Annotated in this window: 11 protein-coding genes and 1 pseudogene; 6 read left to right on the forward strand and 6 right to left on the reverse strand. The window is 68.0% G+C overall.

Going from position 1 to position 18,292, the window contains the following annotated elements; genetic code table 11:
* The first annotated feature begins 591 nt into the window (after positions 1-591).
* Entirely contained in the window at positions 592-5,124 is a 4,533-nt protein-coding gene (locus ACWEKR_RS24410) for a HAMP domain-containing protein (protein ID WP_452356433.1), read from the forward strand.
* Positions 5,124-7,508 (forward strand): SpoIIE family protein phosphatase, encoded by a 2,385-nt coding sequence (locus ACWEKR_RS24415; RefSeq protein ID WP_452356434.1) that lies wholly within the window; start codon positions 5,124-5,126, stop codon positions 7,506-7,508. The genes ACWEKR_RS24410 and ACWEKR_RS24415 overlap by 1 nt, the downstream gene beginning before the upstream one ends.
* Here the strand turns inward: ACWEKR_RS24415 and ACWEKR_RS24420 are convergent.
* Positions 7,484-7,779, reverse strand: a pseudogene (locus ACWEKR_RS24420) (hypothetical protein); the annotation flags it as partial. The gene ACWEKR_RS24415 and the pseudogene ACWEKR_RS24420 sit on opposite strands and share 25 nt — an antisense overlap.
* Positions 7,780-7,844: 65 nt before the next feature.
* Entirely contained in the window at positions 7,845-8,942 is a 1,098-nt protein-coding gene (locus ACWEKR_RS24425; RefSeq protein WP_452356435.1) for a YihY/virulence factor BrkB family protein, read from the reverse strand.
* 167 nt (positions 8,943-9,109) lie between these two features.
* On the opposite strand from ACWEKR_RS24425, the gene ACWEKR_RS24430 reads away from it, so the two are divergent.
* Positions 9,110-9,289, forward strand: a complete 180-nt coding sequence (locus ACWEKR_RS24430) for a hypothetical protein (RefSeq protein WP_452356436.1) — start codon at positions 9,110-9,112, stop codon at positions 9,287-9,289.
* A 316-nt stretch (positions 9,290-9,605) separates the two neighbouring features.
* Here the strand turns inward: ACWEKR_RS24430 and ACWEKR_RS24435 are convergent, their stop codons facing one another.
* A complete protein-coding gene (locus ACWEKR_RS24435; RefSeq protein WP_452356437.1) occupies positions 9,606-11,615 on the reverse strand; it encodes a polyprenyl synthetase family protein in 2,010 nt (669 codons plus the stop codon).
* 323 nt (positions 11,616-11,938) lie between these two features.
* Complete coding sequence (locus ACWEKR_RS24440) at positions 11,939-12,628, reverse strand: esterase/lipase family protein (protein WP_452356438.1); 690 nt, start codon at positions 12,626-12,628, stop codon at positions 11,939-11,941.
* Positions 12,629-12,998: 370 nt separating this feature from the next.
* On the opposite strand from ACWEKR_RS24440, the gene ACWEKR_RS24445 reads away from it, so the two are divergent.
* Complete coding sequence (locus tag ACWEKR_RS24445) at positions 12,999-13,745, forward strand: hypothetical protein (protein ID WP_452356439.1); 747 nt, start codon at positions 12,999-13,001, stop codon at positions 13,743-13,745.
* Between the two features lie 138 nt (positions 13,746-13,883).
* On the opposite strand, the gene ACWEKR_RS24450 is transcribed toward ACWEKR_RS24445, so the two are convergent.
* Positions 13,884-14,870, reverse strand: a complete 987-nt coding sequence (locus ACWEKR_RS24450; RefSeq protein WP_452356440.1) for a YeiH family protein — start codon at positions 14,868-14,870, stop codon at positions 13,884-13,886.
* Positions 14,871-14,987: 117 nt separating this feature from the next.
* Here ACWEKR_RS24450 and ACWEKR_RS24455 point away from each other — a divergent pair, with 117 nt between their 5' ends.
* Positions 14,988-15,926: a LysR family transcriptional regulator gene (locus ACWEKR_RS24455; RefSeq protein WP_452356441.1), complete on the forward strand. Its 939-nt coding sequence runs from the start codon at positions 14,988-14,990 to the stop codon at positions 15,924-15,926.
* A 149-nt stretch (positions 15,927-16,075) separates the two neighbouring features.
* Complete coding sequence (locus ACWEKR_RS24460; RefSeq protein ID WP_195088882.1) at positions 16,076-16,627, forward strand: dihydrofolate reductase family protein; 552 nt, start codon at positions 16,076-16,078, stop codon at positions 16,625-16,627.
* Between the two features lie 97 nt (positions 16,628-16,724).
* Here the strand turns inward: ACWEKR_RS24460 and ACWEKR_RS24465 are convergent, their stop codons facing one another.
* Positions 16,725-18,221 carry a phospholipase D-like domain-containing protein gene (locus ACWEKR_RS24465; RefSeq protein ID WP_452356442.1) on the reverse strand — a complete coding sequence of 499 codons (1,497 nt, stop codon included), beginning with the start codon at positions 18,219-18,221 and terminating at the stop codon, positions 16,725-16,727.
* Between the last annotated feature and the right edge of the window lie 71 nt (positions 18,222-18,292).

Here is an 18,292-nt window from a genome sequence, read left to right on the forward strand (position 1 = left end):
CCACGCCGCGGGAAACGGGTTCACCAGCACCGCTTTCGGCCCGTTCGGCGCGGGTCGAGGTCGCGCGGTCGGGTCGCGCGGCGCAGAGCGGTCTCACCACTCCGGGGCCGCCGCTCGGGTCTGCGGAGTTGAGATGATGTCGTCGAGGAGCCCGATAAACCGGGCCAAAGTGCTGATACCGCTCCCGTATAACCCCCGCTGATCCGCAGGCATACCGCCGTGGTGCCGACCGCACGGTGCCGTCGCGGCCGGCACCGAGACCGTGGGCGGCCAGGCCGCTGACTCCGCGGCGTCAGGTTGGCCGCGGCGCGTGCGGTGTCCCCCGTCACCGAGAATCAGCGCCGGACGCAGCAGTAGCTGTGTGTTTCCCCACCGCCGCGCTCGCGGGCGGCGCGGCTTTCCTGCGCCGATTACCGACACCATGATTCCCCGAAGCCTTCGATGAATGCTGAGCGACGGGTTCGCTGATGATACTTTCAGAGGTGCAACCGCCGGTGCATCCGTGTTCAACAGCCAGCACAGCGCCGTTGGTCGGCGGCCCGCCGTGCGCGGGGTCGCGTCCTATACGGGTGGGGCAGAACGAGGATGAGCATGACGGATACGGCGGCATCTGTCCGCACCGCGTCGGAGCAGGCTGTCATGGCCGCGGACCAGGTCGAGTTGCGCCAGTTGCTGGCCGGGTTGACCGCCGTGCGCGACGGCGATTTCGGCACTCGGCTACCGACGGACGCCGACGGGTTGCTCGGCGAGATCGCGATGGTGTTCAACGGCATGGTGGACCAGCTGTCGCTGTTCACCTCGGAGGTCACCCGTGTCGCGCGCGAGGTCGGCACGGACGGGCGGCTGGGTGGTCAAGCCGAGGTGCCGGGCGTGTCCGGTACCTGGAAGGACCTCACCGACTCGGTGAACGCGATGGCGGGCAACCTGACCAGTCAGGTGCGTGACATCGCCCAGGTCGCGACGGCCGTGGCACGGGGCGACTTGTCCCAGAAGATCGACGTGGACGCGCGCGGTGAGATCCTGGAACTCAAGAACACCGTCAACACGATGGTGGACCAGCTGTCCGCGTTCGCGGACGAGGTCACCCGCGTCGCGCGCGAAGTCGGTTCCGAAGGCAGGCTCGGCGGTCAGGCGGAGGTGCCCGGCGTCGGTGGCGTGTGGCGCGACCTCACCGCCTCGGTGAATTTCATGGCGGGCAACCTGACCGATCAGGTCCGCAACATCGCCCAGGTCACGACCGCGGTGGCGCGGGGCGACTTGAGCCAGAAGATCACGGTGAGCGCCCGCGGCGAAATCTTGGAACTGAAGAACACCATCAACACGATGGTCGATCAGCTCTCGTCCTTCGCCGACGAAGTCACGCGGGTATCGCGCGAGGTCGGCACCGAGGGCATACTCGGTGGCCAAGCGGACGTCAAGGGCGTCTCCGGCACCTGGCGCGACCTCACCGACTCGGTGAACTTCATGGCAGGCAACCTCACCGCGCAAGTACGTTCGATCGCCCAGGTGGCCACCGCGGTGGCGCAGGGCGATCTGTCGCAGAAGATCAGGGTGGACGCCCGCGGCGAGATCCTGGAGCTGAAGAACACCATCAACACGATGGTCGATCAGCTCTCCGCCTTCGCCGACGAGGTCACCCGCGTCGCCCGCGAAGTCGGCACCGAAGGCAGACTGGGCGGTCAGGCGGACGTCAAGGGCGTTTCCGGCACCTGGAAAGACCTCACCGAGTCGGTCAACGTCATGGCCGACAATCTGACCGCACAGGTGCGCTCGATCGCGCAGGTGACCACCGCGGTGGCCCGTGGCGATCTCAGCCAGAAGATCAGGGTGGACGCCCGCGGCGAGATCCTGGAGCTCAAGGAGACCATCAACACGATGGTCGATCAGCTCTCCGCCTTCGCCGACGAGGTCACCCGCGTCGCCCGCGAAGTCGGCACCGAAGGCAACCTCGGCGGCCAAGCGACCGTGCGGGGTGTGTCGGGCACCTGGAAGGACCTGACCGACAACGTCAATGTCATGGCCTCGAACCTGACCGGCCAGGTGCGCTCGATCGCTCAGGTCGCCACGGCGGTCGCACGCGGTGATCTGAGTCAGAAGATCACGGTGGAGGCGAAGGGCGAAGTCGCGGCACTCGCCGGTGTGATCAACACGATGGTCGACACGCTGTCCGCGTTCGCCGACGAGGTCACCCGCGTCGCCCGCGAAGTCGGCACCGAGGGCATGCTCGGCGGGCAGGCCCGCGTCCCGAACGTGGCGGGCACCTGGAAGGACCTGACCGACAACGTCAACTCCATGGCGAACAACCTGACCAACCAGGTCCGCAACATCGCCCAGGTCACCACCGCGGTCGCGCAGGGTGACCTGACCCGCAAGATCGACGTGGACGCCCGCGGCGAGATCCTCGAATTGAAGACCACGATCAACACGATGGTCGATCAGCTGTCCGCGTTCGCGGCCGAGGTGACCCGCGTCGCCCGCGAGGTGGGGTCGGAGGGCAGGCTGGGCGGGCAAGCCGAGGTCGAAGGCGTCTCGGGCACGTGGAAACGGCTGACCGAGAACGTCAACGAGCTGGCGGGCAACCTCACCCGCCAGGTCCGCGCGATCGCCGCGGTCACCAGCGCCGTGGCCGAGGGTGACCTGACCCGCTCCATCACCGTGGAGGCTTCCGGCGAGGTCGCGGAGCTGAAAGACAACATCAACGCGATGGTGGAGTCGCTGCGCGAGACCACCAAGGCCAATCAAGATCAGGACTGGCTGAAGACCAACCTGGCCCGTATCTCCGGTCTCATGCAGGGCCAGCGCGACCTGCACGTGGTGGCCGGGCTGATCATGGACGAGCTTGCGCCGCTGGTTTCCGCGCAGTTCGGCGCGTTCTACCTGGCCGACGACAGCGAGGAGCGGCCGGAGCTGCGGCTGATCAGCTCCTACGGCAGCCCGGAGGAGCCCGGCAGCCCGCCGCGCTTCGCCTTCGGCCAATCCCTGGTGGGCCAAGCGGCACGCAGCCGTCGCATGATCGCCGTGGAGAACGTGCCCGGCGACTACGTCACCATCTCCTCCGGCCTGGGACAGACCGCGCCGGTCCATCTGCTCATGCTGCCGATCGTGGTGGAAGACCAGGTCCTCGGCGTGATCGAACTGGCCACCCTGCACCGCTTCACCCGCATCCACCGCGACTTCCTCGACCAGCTGATGGAGACGGTGGGCGTCAACGTCAACACGATCATCGCCAACGCCCGCACCGACGAGCTGCTGGTCGAATCCCAGCGCCTGACCACCGAACTGCAAGCCCGTTCGGAGGAGTTGCAGGTACAGCAGGAAGAGCTGCAACGTTCCAACGCCGAGCTGGGGGACAAGGCGGCGCTGCTGGCCATGCAGAACCGCGACATCGAAGCCAAGAATCTGCAGATCGAGCAGGCCCGGCAGGAACTGGAGACGCGCGCCCGGGAACTCGCGCTCGCCTCGAAGTACAAGTCGGAATTCCTGGCCAACATGAGCCACGAGCTGCGCACGCCGCTGAACAGTCTGCTGATCCTCGCGCAGCTGCTGGCGCAGAACCCGAGCCGCAATCTCACCCCCAAGCAGGTCGAGTACGCGGGCATCATCCATTCGGCGGGTTCGGACCTGCTGCAGTTGATCAACGACATCCTCGACCTGTCCAAGGTGGAGGCGGGCAAGATGGACCTCACGCCGGAGCGCGTGTCGTTGCGTCAGCTGCTGGATTACGTCGAGGCCACCTTCCGGCCGATGACCACCCAGAAGAGTCTGCGCTTCCATGTCACGACCGCGCCCGGCCTGCCGTCGGACCTGCTCACCGATGACTCGCGGCTGCGGCAGGTGCTGCGGAACCTGCTGTCCAACGCCGTCAAATTCACCGAGACCGGTTCGGTGCAGCTGCGGATCGAACCGGCGGAGGCGAGCGAGCTGCCCGCAGCCGTGCGCCAGCACGGCGCGGCCGTCGCGTTCCGGGTGATCGACACCGGGATCGGCATCGCCGAACACCAGCTGGAGTCGATCTTCGGCGCCTTCCAGCAGGCCGATGGCACGACCAGCCGCAAGTACGGCGGCACCGGTCTGGGCCTGTCGATCAGCCGGGAGATCGCCTACCTGCTCGGTGGCGCCATCACCGCGGAGAGCGCGCCCGGCCAGGGCAGCACGTTCACCCTGTATCTCCCGGTCGCCCGCCCGGACTTCCAGGAGGCGCCGCCCCGCGAACGGGAGGACGCGCAGCGGCCCGACAGCCGCCCCGAGCACACTCCCGCTCCCTCCGCACCCCCACAGCACCGCAGACTGCTGGTCGTGGAGGAACGCCCGCAAGGTCTGCTGTCGCTGGTCGCGCAGAGCGCCGTCGCCGAACTCGCGGACAGCAACGATCCCCGCGGGCCGGTCCAGGTCGTCACCACCGTCGGGGTGGAAGAAGCCGCGGCGGCGATGGCCGCCGAAGCGTTCCACTGCGTGGTGCTCGAACTGGACATGCCCGACGGTGCCGCGCTGCGGTTCCTGGAGACGATGAACGGGGACGCCGCGTTGAGCAGCGTGCCGGTGCTCGTCCACAACCGCAGGCTCGACGCCGAGCAAGAACGCCTGCTGCACCATCGCACCACGCGTCAGCCGCTCGAATTGCTGTCCAGCCTGGACGATCTGCGGGAACGGATCGCGCTGCACGTCACCGCCGAGGCGCCCGGCGACATGCTGCCCCTGGTACATCGAGAAGACGCACCGACCGCGGCGCCGCAGCGGCCGGACGGCAAGCTCGCCGGTCGCACCGTGCTCATCATCGATGACGACGCGCGCAACCTCTTCGCACTGAGCAGCATCCTCGAACTGCACGGCATGAGCGTTCTGCACGCGGAGGACGGTCGCGAGGGCATCGACAAACTCCTCGCTCATCCCGAGACGGACCTGGTCCTGATGGACGTGATGATGCCCGAGATGGACGGCTACACCGCGACGGCGACGATCCGCGAGATGCCGCAGTACGAGAGCCTGCCGATCATCGCCGTCACCGCCAAGGCGATGCTGGGCGACCGCGAGAAAAGCCTCGCCTCTGGGGCCAACGACTATGTCACCAAACCGGTCGACGCGGACGCCTTGATCGCATGCATCCAGCACTGGCTGGGTGCCTGATGACCGAGTTGGACAGCCCCGACGCCGAGACCGATACGACAGCGAACGCCCACCCGGCGACGGGCCCCGCGGTCCACCGCCTCGCCGCCACCGTGGAGCGGTTGCGCGCGCAGATCCAGCAGGCCCAGGCCACCGCCGACGGGCGCGCGCTGATCGAGATGGCCAAGGGCGTGCTGGTGGAACGACTGCACTGCGGGCCCGCGCAGGCGGCGCGGCAACTCGACGCCCTCGCCGAGCAGGCGGGCATCACACCGCTGGAATTGGCCGCCGAGCTGGTCGACCAAGCGGCGCAGGACGAGGTCAGCGCGGTCGTCGGAGAGTTCCTGCTGCGCACCGCCACGCGGGAGGAGCCATCGGCGGCCGTGCGAATGCGCACCGCCGAAAGCGGGCTGCTCGCGGCCGACGACACGCACCGGGTGGCGGAATCGGTGCTGGAGCACGCCGTGACGCCGCTGGGCGCCACCGCAGTGGCGATCTGGTCGGCAGGCGCCGACGCGTCGCTGACCTTGGCGGGTTTCGCCGGCATCAGCCCGCAAGAGGCGCAGCGATGGCGGTACGTGCCGCCTGGGGTGGCGACCCCGGCCCGGCAGGCGCTGGTAGAACGCAACGCGGTGTGGATCGGCGACCTCGGCCGGTCCGGGCTCCCGTCGATCGGCGACCGCGACGGCGGCCGTGCGGCGATTCCGGCAGGTGCGGGAGGCAAGCTGCTCGGCGTGCTGGAGGTGTGCTGGCCGCAGCCGCTGGCGCCGCAGCCGCCCCCGGTGCACCGGCAGTTGGAGGCGTTGGCCGAGCTGTGCGCGCACACGCTGGAGTCGGACTCGGCCGCGGTGCGGACACCGGACCGGCCCGACGTCGCGGATCTGGTGCGGCTCGCGGACGGCCTTTTCGACCCGGCGCTCGTGCTGCTGCCCCACCTCGACGACAGTGGCGCGCTCGTCGACTTCTATATCCACTACGTCAACAGTTGCTTCGTCGACCCGGCCGGCCGCCCCCGCGGCCTGGTCAACGGTGCGCTGCTGCTCGAGGCATACCCGATGGCCGCGAGCGACGGCCAGTTGTTCGAGCGGATCGAGCACGTGTTCGCCACCGGCGAGACCTATCGCGCCGACCGGGTGTTACTGACCGAACTGGTCGACCAGGTGCCGCTGACCGTCTCGGCCGCGCTCAGCATCAGCCGCCATGGCGACACCGTGCTGGTGGTGTGGCGCGTCGAGGACGAGACGGCGCGATTGGCGGCGCTGCTGCAACACGCCCAGCGTCTGGGCCGCGTCGGCGGATTCGAGGAGAACGCGGCCACCGGCGAGATCACTTGGAGCAACCAGCTTTTCGCCCTGTACGGGCTGGCGCCGACCGCGGACCCGATCCCGCTTTCACAACTGCCCGCGTACGTCCACGACGACGACGCGAATGCGGTGCGGCGGTTCCTGCGTACCCTGCTGCGCTACCGCCGCTCGGCCTCCACAGCCTTCCGCCTGATCCGGCCGGACGGCGTGACCCGGCATATCCGGATCGTCGCGGAACCGGTCCTCGAGGCGGAGCATCTGGCCGCCATCCGCGGCGCCTATCAGGACATCTCCGCGCAGCACTGGACCGAGGTCGCGTTGTCCGCGACGCGCGACCGGCTGGCGCACACCGAGCAGCACGCCGCCGAACAGAGCCAGCTGGCGAGGCAACTCCAGCAGGCGATCATGCCGGACGCGCAGCCGTCCATAGAGGCATTCGGGCTGCGCATCGCGGTGCGCTACCGGCCTGCCGAGCAGGACTACACGGTCGGCGGAGACTGGTACGACGCGATCGTGCTGCCTACCAAGCAGATCCTGGTGTCGGTCGGGGACATCACCGGCCACGGCATCAAGGCGGCCACCGGCATGGTCGTGCTCCGCAACGCCCTGCGCGGCCTCGCCGCCACGGGCGCGGGCCCGGGGCAGATGCTGACCTGGCTGAACCAGGTGGCCCACCACCTGACCGACAACATCTTCGCCACCGCCATCTGCGGGCTCTACGATCCGCAGACCCGGGTGCTGCGCTGGGCCCGGGCGGGCCACTTGCCGCCGGTGCTGGTGCGCGCGGGCCGGGCCGCCAGCCTGCCCATGCTCAAAGGAATGCTGCTCGGCGCCGTGGCGGAGACGACCTTCGAAGAAGCGGAACTGCAACTCGAAACCGACGACACCCTCCTGCTCTACACCGACGGGCTCATCGAGCGCCGGGATCGGCTTCTGGACGAGTGCATAGACCGGTTGCTCACGACGTCGGCACAACTCACGGGCAGTCTGGACGACCGTCTGGACGACCTGCTCGATGGCAGCGATGCCGACACCGACGACGACACCTGCGTGGTCGGCATTCAAGTGGGAGCGAGTCAGGACGCGCCGAGCAAGCGATAACCGCGGTCGGCGTCCTGGATCTCGCCGCTCAGGAGAATCCCCGGCACGACGGCATCCTCCGGTCCGAGTGGCCGCCGCAGCCGCCACCGTTCGGTCAGCGTGCTCGCCGACATCCGCCTGCACCGTCCTCGACGATGTACTCGTCGTCGTACTCTCCCGTCATCAGGGTTTCGGTGCGGTCGAGCAGGTTCATCTGCCGGAACTTCAGCGTCCACCGCCCGAGCGCGGTGGACGGCGACGTCAGCGTGATGCCGGGATGGAATCCGTGGTGCGAAGGCCGTCATCTGCCCACGGTACGAGCACTGATTCGAACTCACCGAGCCGAATTGCCGCGGATCATTCCCGCCGCGCGGATTCGGCGGCTCGGACCGCTTCTATGTCCGCGTCGTCGAGCTTGCGGGTATCGCGCGGGACGGCGAAGGGCTGCAGTTCTTCCGGAAGCCCCTGGGCGATGGCTCTGCCGTGGTCGAGTTCGGCGTTGATCTCGGCGCCGAGCAGCAGCGCGATATTGGTCAGCCACAGCCACACCAGGAAGATCACCACCCCGGCGAGCGAGCCGTAGGTCTTGTCGTAGGAGGAGAAGTTGGCGATGTAGACCGAGAACAGTACCGAGATGACCACCCAGATGAAGACGGCGATCACCCCGCCCGGGCTGATCCACTCGATGCCGCCTTGGCGGGCGTTCGGGCTGGCCCAGAACAGGATGGCCAGCAGCACCGACACCAGCACGAACAGCACCGGCCATTTGACGATGCTCCAGATGGTCACCGTGGTGGCGCCCAAGCCGAGGAGGTCGCCGAGCTGTCGGGCGACCGGCCCGCTCGCCACCACGATGGCGGCGCTGACGACGAGCAGGATCACCGCGACGATCGTTACGCCGAGCCGGATGGGTGTGGTCTTCCAGATCGGCCTGCCCTCGCCGATGCCGTAGACGACATTGGAGGCGCGCATGAAGGCCGCCACGTACCCCGAGGCGGACCAGAGCGCGACGGCGAGGCCGAGGATCGCGCCCCAGCCTGCGCCCTGTTTGTTGGCCTGTGCTTGGTCGACGAGGGTGCGCACGAAATCCGCGCTGGACCCGGGCGCGATCCGCTGGGCTTGGTCGACGAGTTCGTCGGCGGCGTTCGGGCCGAGCAGGCCGAGCAGGGCGACCAGGACGATCAGGCCGGGCACGATCGACAACACCGCGTAATAGGTGAGGGCGGCGGCCAGATCGGTGAGATTGTCGCGCTGGAACTCTTTGCCCGCACGCTTGACCACCGCCAGCAGGGAGGATTTCGACAGGTCGGCCGGGCTGTCCGGCTCGTCGGAGTCCAGATCCGGCCGGGCTCCGGTGTCGGTCGGACCGACCGGCGGCCCGGCGTGCGCACGGGTGTTCGCCGAGTCGGCTCCCTGGTCCTCGTGCCGTTTTCCGTCATCGTGCTCTGTCGTCATGGGCTTGCCTCGCTCACACGTCCGCTTCGGTCTCACGCCGGGCGCCGCAACTCCCGCGTCGAACGAGTGGTGCCCGAAGCGGCGGTGCTGAAACTGCTGCTCACCAACCCCGCCTACCCGCCGCGGCGCGCTACGAACAGCAACCGGATGTCCAACTGTCCGATCCGATGATCTCGAATCCGGACGCCACCCTCGCCGCCCTCGGTATCGGCCCGTTGGCCTACCCGGGCCGCAACCCGCTGTCCTGCCTGGGCAAGCCCATGTCCGCGCCGTTCGCGAACTGGCCACCGGGCTGCTTCATCCTCGGCTGCGTCGGCCCCCACCCGGCGACCCCCGGGATCCGGTAGCAGCACAAGTCGATCGTTGCGGTCGCGAGGCCGAGTGCGCGCGGTGCGTCGTCCGCGAATCGGCTTTTCCGATACCACACCGTTCGCATGTTTCGCCGTGCAACTGACCTGGTTCGTCGCGAGCGCCCTTGCCGGACTGGTCGCTTTCCATCTGCGAACCCGCTCGTCTCTTCGGCCCGTGCTGTGGATCCGTATCCCCGGACCTCGTATCCCCGAATCGGGGAAGTCCGGACAGCCGGCGAAGCCCTGAGGGTGTCCAGCCGGTCACCACGGCGGATCGGGCTGGACATCCGCTGTCCCTCTCGGCGGCTGGGCCTCAGGGCGCGCTCGGAGCCGGTTCGGCAGCCGGGTAGTAGATCTCGCGGCGCAAGCGTTCCAAGTCCGGCGCCGCGGAAACGGACGGTTGCTCGTACCGATCACTGTCCCGTCCCCAGAGGGCCACATTCGTGATGTTCGTGTAGATCTGCGCGTAGTCCTTCCTCTTGCCCGAGAGGCCGGGAAGCACGCGGATGAGTGCGGGGATGTAGCGGATCACCGCCTCGAGTTGAGCGCGATGCTCCGCCACCTGGCGCTGCACCTGCTCGACGGCTTCGCGCCGGGTACACCCGGACTCGTGACGGACCGCCCGCACCAAGTTGTAGGGCACTCGGTCGGCCTCGTCCTGATCCAGCCCCACCAGGTCGTTCTCCACGAAGGTCACCCAGAAGGCGAGTTCCTCGAATCGACGGATGACGGGGTGATTGCGCAGCTTCGAGGGCAGTTCTCCGTCCTGGTACACCTCCATGCAGGCGAGGGCGATTTCGATCCCACTGGTCGCGACCCGGAGCGGCAGGTAGTCGGCCGTGGTGGGGATGTAGCCGTCGATGCGATGGTGCGCTTCGCGTTCGGCGGCTTCGAACCACTCCTCGAGGCCGTCGAGGAACCGCTCCTGCCAGCGGGTGCTCCGGCCCGCGCGCAGACGCGGCCACAAACTCGCCCAAGCCGTTGCGATCGCGCCGGGGCGTGCCGGCGTCTCCGGGTCCTGGCGGACCATCGCCACCATGCCGCGCCTCAGCGCGGTGACGGCATCCGGGTCGGTCAGCTGTGGATCCTCGAAGAGGTCGTCCCAGATCAGGACCAGTACCGCCATACCGTAGGTCGTCTGTTCACGTGCCGCGTCGGCTCCCGGAGTCAAGGTTCGCGCCGGGAGCTGGATCGCTCCTGTCCACCGGTGATAATCGGCCTCGGCCGGTGTGCGGGCGAGCCCGGTGTCCACCAGCCAGTTTCTCAACCATTGCGCGATGTGCGGCGGGAGTCCACTTCCGTGAGGTCGGGGTGGCTGCGTCGACTGCGGGGCGAGCGCGGAACCGGGCGTCCGGCGGTCGAGGATGGACCGGACGTAGGCGATCATCGCGCGGCGGGCGCGTGGGTCGACGGGCACAGCGGCAAGTCGGCCGGACGCCTGGTCCATGAATTCGTCTGCCGTCGACCGTGCTTCGTCCACGGCGCCGGAGGCGAGGACGAGTTCGTGGGCCCGCGTGGCTTGCTCACGCGTCATCGTTCTGCGGAGCAGTCGGACAAGGTTCGCGTCGCGGGCTGCCGCGCGGATCACGGGAAGTGTGTAGATGCCCGCGGGCAGGTCCGCGTGGACGGGCTTGCCCATTTCTTCGGCGGTCGAGGTCAGGTCGAAGATGTCGTCGTAGAGCTGATAGGCGAGCCCGAAGTGCCTGCCGAACAACGCCAACGCCTCTTCTGCTTCCTCTGGACAGCCGGCCTGCATCGCGCCGACCCGGCATGCCAGCGAGAGCACCGCCGCCGTTTTACCGTCGATCGCGTCCAGGTAGGACTGCTCGCTACGGGATGCTACGTAGAGGTCGGCGGCCTCGATCACCATGCCCGCGCACATCTGCTCGCCCGCCATCGCCCCCGCCAGGACTTCCCGCCGGCCGAGTTCGGCCAGCATGCGCACGCTCGTGAGCATCACCGAGTCCCCACCCAGTACCGCCATGTGCGAACCCCATACCACGTTGGCACTGGGGCGGCCGCGACGCTCGTACGCGTGATCGACGATGTCGTCATGGTAGAGCGAGCCCAGGTGCAGCAACTCCACGGCAGCAGCGGCGCGCACCACTCGGTCGTCGGCCGGGTTCGTGGGATCGGTGAGCAGGTAATACGACAACAGGGTCAAGGTAGGGCGGACCAAACGGCGGGAGGTGTCCGGCCCTTCGTCGGTGAGTGCGGTCAGTTCCGGCCTGCCCTCGAGTCGAACAGGTCCGAGAATGTCACGGACGCGGTCCAGGTCCGCATCCAGATGCGGGAAGACAGCCGAATCGATTTCACGTGGCACGAGCGCACTCCTGACTGGTCACATCGGTCATCTGCAACACCATCGATCAGTGGCATTGGACACCATTTCCGCGTGGAATATGTTGGTATCGCGTGATTTTGGTGTCACGGCCGCGTGGTCGGCGGCGGAGGTCGGGCGTCGTAGCGGTCGAGTGCCTCCCGGATCGGTTCGCGGCGGTCGGTTTCGGCTCGCGCCGGAAATGAGGGGTGCGTTGGCGCTGTCGGAGGTGGCCTGGCGGGTCGCAGCGCCGTCGCCTGGAACGGACCAAGAGATCCGGCCCCGCCTCGCGGATGCGAGACGGGGCCGGGCCGCAGTTCAGCCGACTACTTCACGAAGTCGCGCACGCCCTCGAAAACCGTCGACGACGACAGCAGCGCGACATGGCCGATGCACGACGTCTGGGTGTTGGCGGCACCGCTGAGAATCGTGCTGTCATCGGGGTTGATGATCTCGTCGCACGGCGACCACCAGGTGCCGTAGTTCACCCGGCCGGGGGTTTCGTCGGTGTTGTTGAGTTCGGCGAGGAAGGCCGAGGCCGGCCGCATCTCCGCGCAGGACACATCGAGGCATCCGTTGGCGACGTCGGTACCGTGGTTGGGGCCGCCGATGGAGACCCAGTCGTCGACGAAATCGACGCCGCCGAGCTTCTTCAGGTACCAGCGACTGTTGAGGCCGCCCATCGAGTGCGTGACGATGTCCACCTCGGCGGCACCGGTTTTCGCGCGCAGCGCATCGACCTGCGCTTGAACCTCCAGCGCGATGTCCTTGTTCGACCGCGTGGAATCGTAGCTGAATCGCGCCATCCGCTCCGCGGAGTATCCGGCGTCCAGGAATCGGCCCCACATGTAATTCCAGTCCGACGCCGATCCCTGCCATCCGTGGACGAAAAGGATGGGATCTCGCGCCGGCGCCGCAGCCGCCTGCGGCGTGGCGATACCGAGTTCAGCGGTAGCCGTCGTGACCAGGGCGATTGCGGCCATCCCGAGGCGGCGCGTGATCGATGTGATGTGCATGCGTTGACTCCGATCCGCTCGCTGCACTGCGAGCAGAGAGAAGGTAGCGCCTCACGAACCCATCCGAGGTTTATGAAATGCGCCCATTTTACATTTCCGCCAGGTGCTCGGGCTCATCGAGAAGTAGTGGGAGGGGCTACGGCGTGCCGCCGGGTCGCTCCGGTCCATGAAGTCGAGACGCCCTGCCCTGCCGATGGTTGCACGATCGGACCGCAGCGGCCGGCCGCGCCTCGGATCATCGGCTCGAAAATGTTGCCGGCCGGGCGCAACGATTCGAACCGTTGCTGCCGCGACACAGCACGGACCGTTCTGCACAGATTCTTCGCACGGGCTCCACCGCTGTTCCACACTCCGCTGGCACGCTTACGCCATGCAGGTCGACGCCGATTCTTCTCGCTCCGGATCGTCCAGGTGGGTAGCCCACTACCGGAAAAACTTCGATCGCGACTGGCAGATCCCATGGAGCAGCGGGACCGCACTCACCAGCGGCGAGAAGCAGCGGATCGCGGCCTCTGTCGCGGAGTTCCAGCGGGGTGAAGCCTCGGAGGCACAGGACTACCTGGGCAAGAGTTCCGCCTTCAGCACAGTGGCGCGCGATCCCGACTTCCACGCGGCCTCGATCCTGTTCGTGGCCGAGGAGAACGCCCACGCCGCGTTGCTGCTGCGATTCATGCAGGAGACGGCCATCGCGACGCGACAGCACTCGTTCTCGGACATCGTGTTCCGGTGGCTACGCTCGATCGGGGACCTGGGCTGGTCGAGCCGAGTGCTGCTGATCGCGGAGCTGATCGCGCAGGACTATTACCCGTGCCTGCGCGCCGCCACGAACCACGCCGCGCTCCACCGCATCTGCGACAAGATCGAGTACGACGAGAAGGCGCACGTCCGCTTCCAGACCGAACGTATCGCCCGGCTCGAGGCAGGACTATCCGATCCGGCGGTCGGGCTGCGTCGCGGGCTGCAGTCCGTGCTCCTCTGCGGCGCGATCGTCGTGGTCTACCTCGAGCACCGCCCGGTGCTGCGGGCGCGGCTGAGCTTCGGGAAATTCGCGACGACGGTTCTGCGACGTAATCGCAGAGCTCAGCGAGCAATTGAGGCCAACCGACGGTGCATGTGAGCGGACGCGGTAAGGCCCGCACCAGCTCGCGACTCAGCCTGGCCTACAGCTGATGATCCTCGATGTCGACCGCCAGGGACAGCAGCTGTCGATTGGGATTCGATCGCAGCGGCGCGAATAGGCCGACTCGGAGCACAGTTACCGCCAACCGGTGGCGCATTGCAGGGCGAGGCTGGAGGTCCCGAGGACGAGGGCGAGGATTCCGCCGAAGATCAGCGGCCGATGACCCGCGGTGCGGAAGCGCTGCCGCGTGAGGGTGGTGCCGATGGCGGCCAGGACGGCGGCGATCAGCCAGGCGCTGAGGTGCCCCAGGGTTGCCGTCCACGAAGGTGGGACCATGCCGGTGGCGGCGAGGGCCGATGCGGCGAGGAACAGCACCACGAACAGCGGAACGGTGCGCCACAGTGGCGTGACATCGGCGTTGCGCCTGGCTCCGAGTTGCAGCCCGACACACATCGGGATGATCGCCAGGCTGCGCACCAGCTTGACACTGACGGCGAAATACGCCGCAGAAGAGCCGTAGACCACCCCGGCGGCGGCCACCGATGAGGTGTCGTTGATGGCGGTACCCGCCCACAAGCCGAACGCCTCCTCGGACATGCCGAGCAGGTGGCCGAGCGGCGGGTAGACCAGCACGGCGACGACATTGAAGACGAAGATGGTGCCGAGAGCGTAGGCGACCCGTTCACGGTCGGGTTTGATGACCGCCGTGGCGGCGGCGATCGCGGAGGCGCCGCAGATGGTGGTGCCCACCGCCACCAGGATGGCGGACTCCCGGTCCAGGGCCAGCAGCCTGCCCACGGCCAGCGCGGCCACCGCGCCGACGATCAGTGTGCCCACCATCACGATCATGGTGCTCCGGCCCACGCTGAGCACCGCGCCTATCGGTAACCCGAGACCGAGCAGGGCGATGGCGACACCGAGCAGTCGCTGCTGCGCCGTGGCCAGACCGGGAGCGAAGCGCTCGGGCCGGCATCGGCGCGCGAACACGCCGAACACCGCGCCACCGCCCAGTGCGAGAACCGGTGCGCCGAGCACGGGCCACACGGTGCCCAGGAAGGTCGCGGCGGTGGCGATCCCGGCCACCGACAAGAGGCCGGGCCAGTGGCGGCGAAAATGCGTCATCTACAGAACGATCGCGGCGTCCGGCCGGTCGCGGTAGCCGTCGCGAGGACAGCACCTCATAAGCCATGCTGATGGGGCGCGCGATGCGCGCCAGGGCCACCGGCTGATAATCGGCTCATGACGCTGCCGCCCGGAACGCCCGATCTGGGGGTGCTCGACCTGCTCGTCTCCGTAGCGGAGTTGGGCAGCCTCGGCGCGGCCGCGCGCAGACACGGCATCAGCCAGCCGGCCGCGAGCATGCGAATCAGCGCCCTGGAACGACGGCTCCGGCTCCGGTTGCTGGATCGCGGCCCGACCGGATCGGCGCTCACCGACGCGGGGCGTGCGGTCGTCGGGCACGCCCGGCCCGTGCTCGCGGCGGCGCGGGCCTTCGGCGCCGGTGTGGCCGCCCTGCACGCCGCTGCGGTGCCACGCCTGCGGATCGCCGCGTCGAAGACCATCGCCGATCATCGAATACCGCAGTGGCTGCAGGCTTTACGCGATCAATATCCCGAGGTGGCGGTGTCGCTCGAGGTCGACAACAGCCGGCATGTCGAGGAACTGGTCCGCAACGCTCGGGCGGACCTCGGTTTCGTCGAGGGACCGCACCCGCCGCCCGACCTGGGCAGCCGAGTGCTCGGCACCGACGAACTCGTCGTCGTGGTGGCGCCCGGCCATCCGTGGGCGCGACGCCGCCGACCGGTGACGTTGCGCGACCTCGCCACCACTCCCCTGCTGTGGCGCGAGCCCGGGTCCGGCACTCGCGACACTGTCTGGGAGATAGTGGGTGCGCAGTGCCAGCCGGCCCGCCCGGCCGCCGAACTGGGCTCGGCGGCGGCCATCGTCGCTGCGGCCCGAGCCGGCGTCGCCCCCGCGGTGCTGAGCCGGCTGATCGCGGGCCCCGACCTGGACAGCAGAGCCCTTGTGGCGGTGCAGACCGAGGACTCCGTGGTGCTCACACGGAAGTTTCGCATTATCTGGCGGCGGCAAGCTCCTCCGTCCGGACCTGCGGAAGCCCTGGTCCGGTGCGCGGCGGGCGGCGGGCCGCGTGGTACGCGGGACTCGATCATCGGTTGACCACGAGCCCTGGCGTGGGGCACGGAAGAAACACCTCTCCGGGATCTGGTCGGTGGACGGGTGGGGGCCGGATTACGTTGCGTGGGACTGGTTGCGTTTTGTCCGATGAGCGCCGATGAGTTTCGAATGCAGAGGAGGTCTACTCGGTCATGAGGAAACTGATCTACGGGTTCAGCGTGTCCCTGGACGGCTACATCAACGACCGCGACGGCGGCATCGACTGGACCGACCCGGACGAGGAACTGCACCAGTTCCACAACGACCGCTACCGCGATATCGAGGTCTCGCTGCACGGTCGTCGCCTGTACGAGCTGATGGCCGACTACTGGCCGAACGTGCCCGAGGACGCGCCGCCCATCGAGCGGGAGTTCGGCAGGCTCTGGACGGAGAAGCCGAAAGTGATCTTCTCCCGGACGCTCACCGAGGTCCACTGGAACAGCACGCTGATCAGCGAGAACGCAGTCGAGGAGGTCCGCAGGCTCAAGGCTGGAGGCGATGGCGTCATGGAGGTCGGTGGTGCGAGTCTCGCGGCCTCGCTGATGCCATACGGGCTCATCGACGAGTACCAGCTGTTCTTCTTGCCCGTGGTGCTCGGCGGCGGCACACCGCTGTTCCCAGCGCTGGACAAGCGCGTCCGGCTCCGATTGGCCGAGACAAGGCACTTCGACACCGCGGTGATGCTGCGCTATCTCGCCGACTGAGTGCCGCAGGCTCAGCCCGCAGGATGGCCGCGTACTCCCCGGCGGCGACACGCAATCGCGCGCCGCGAGCAGGTCGAGGCTCAGGCCGGGCCGCAGCTCACGCCGCCGGTCGAGATCGCACCGCCGCCGCTGCCTTCAGCCTGCGGAGCCCCCGGCTCAGCAATGAGCTCTCCCACAGGCCCGATGGCGTGCGTTCGGGATCCATCAGCTCGTTCTCCGCCAACGGGCTGTCCTCGCCCTCGACGGTCCCCGGCTCGAACCGCACCAGAGTCCGGCCGCCGCCGCGCAACGTCTCGACGGTGCGCAGAAGCGACGACGTCTCGGCGAGTACGGCGTCGAACTTCGCGGGTTCGGCCTCGAGATGTTCGCAGATCAGCCTGCGCCGTACCTCGAGAATGGTCTCCCGCAGCAGGTCACCGTCCGCGGTGGCGGGGGTGACCTCGACCGCCAGGTCGCATTCGGTGTCGAATCCCATCGAACGGTTGTTGAGGTTCGACGATCCCACCCGCAGCAGCCGGTCGTCCATCACCAGCACCTTGGCGTGGACGTAGATCGGCGCACCGGCCGCGGTGACGGGGTAGTAGACGCCGAACCGGTTCTCGGTATCGGCCTTCCACAACAGATGCAGCAAGCGCCGGCGGGCGCCATCCATCGCCTGTTGCTCGAGCCAGCCGTCGGCGTGCCGCGGCAGCACCAGCACGATCTCCGGACCGTTCGGCTCACGAAGCCGCGCGGCGATCGCCTCGGCGAGCCTGCGCGAGGCGAGGTACTGGCTCTCGATGTACAGCGACCGCGTGGCGCCCGCGATCGCCGCCAGATACAACGCCTCGACTTCCCGGACTTCGGCGCGGTCGGCGAGTTCGGGGAGGGTGCGCGCGATACCCACCTCCACCGACTCCATCGTCGGCTCCAGCCCCGCCGGCCATGGCGTGTCACCGGCGATCTCGTCGACCGCGGCCAATTGCTGTCCCGTCGCCGCCTTCCACCGGGCCCGGGCCAACTCGCCGATCGCCTTCGCCGCTTCGCCGTCGACGGCAGTGGTCGCGTCGTGCCATGGTCCGTACCGGTTGCCGTTCGGCTCGGTTCGGTAGTGGTCGTCGTCCCGATGGTCGCTGGTGTCCCAGCGATCGACGGTCATATCGATGCCACCGCAGAACGCGAGCGCGTCATCGATCACCACGATCTTCTGATGGTGCGCCGAACCGATCGGGTGCGCGCCGTCCATTTCCAGGTGCAACCGCCGATCGGTCATCCAATTGATGACGAAGATCGGTGTCATGCCACGGCTGATCGCCGCGAACGCGCCGACATTCCACTTCAGCAGGTAGATATCGAGATCCGGTCGCTGTTTCGGCAGCCAGGAAAGGAATTCACCCAATCGATCGGGCCCTTCGAGGGTCTTCTCCTGGGGTTCGAACTTGATCCGGGTGTCGAAGTCCCAGCCGATCAGCACGATGCGCTTGCGCGCCTGCAGCATCGCGGACTTGGCATGGCGGAAATAGTCCGCCGCATCGACAATGCACGCCAGCCGATCGGCCCGCGCGATCTGCCAGCAAGTGTCGCCGGGGGTGAGGATTTGTTGCTCGTCGCTCATGTGTAGTCAGTTCTCTCGTCCAGCCGGACACCCGCCCCGCAGGTGAACGACTCACAGTACTGCGCGGTGGG

The sequence above is a fragment of the Nocardia sp. NPDC004573 genome (assembly GCF_053602135.1).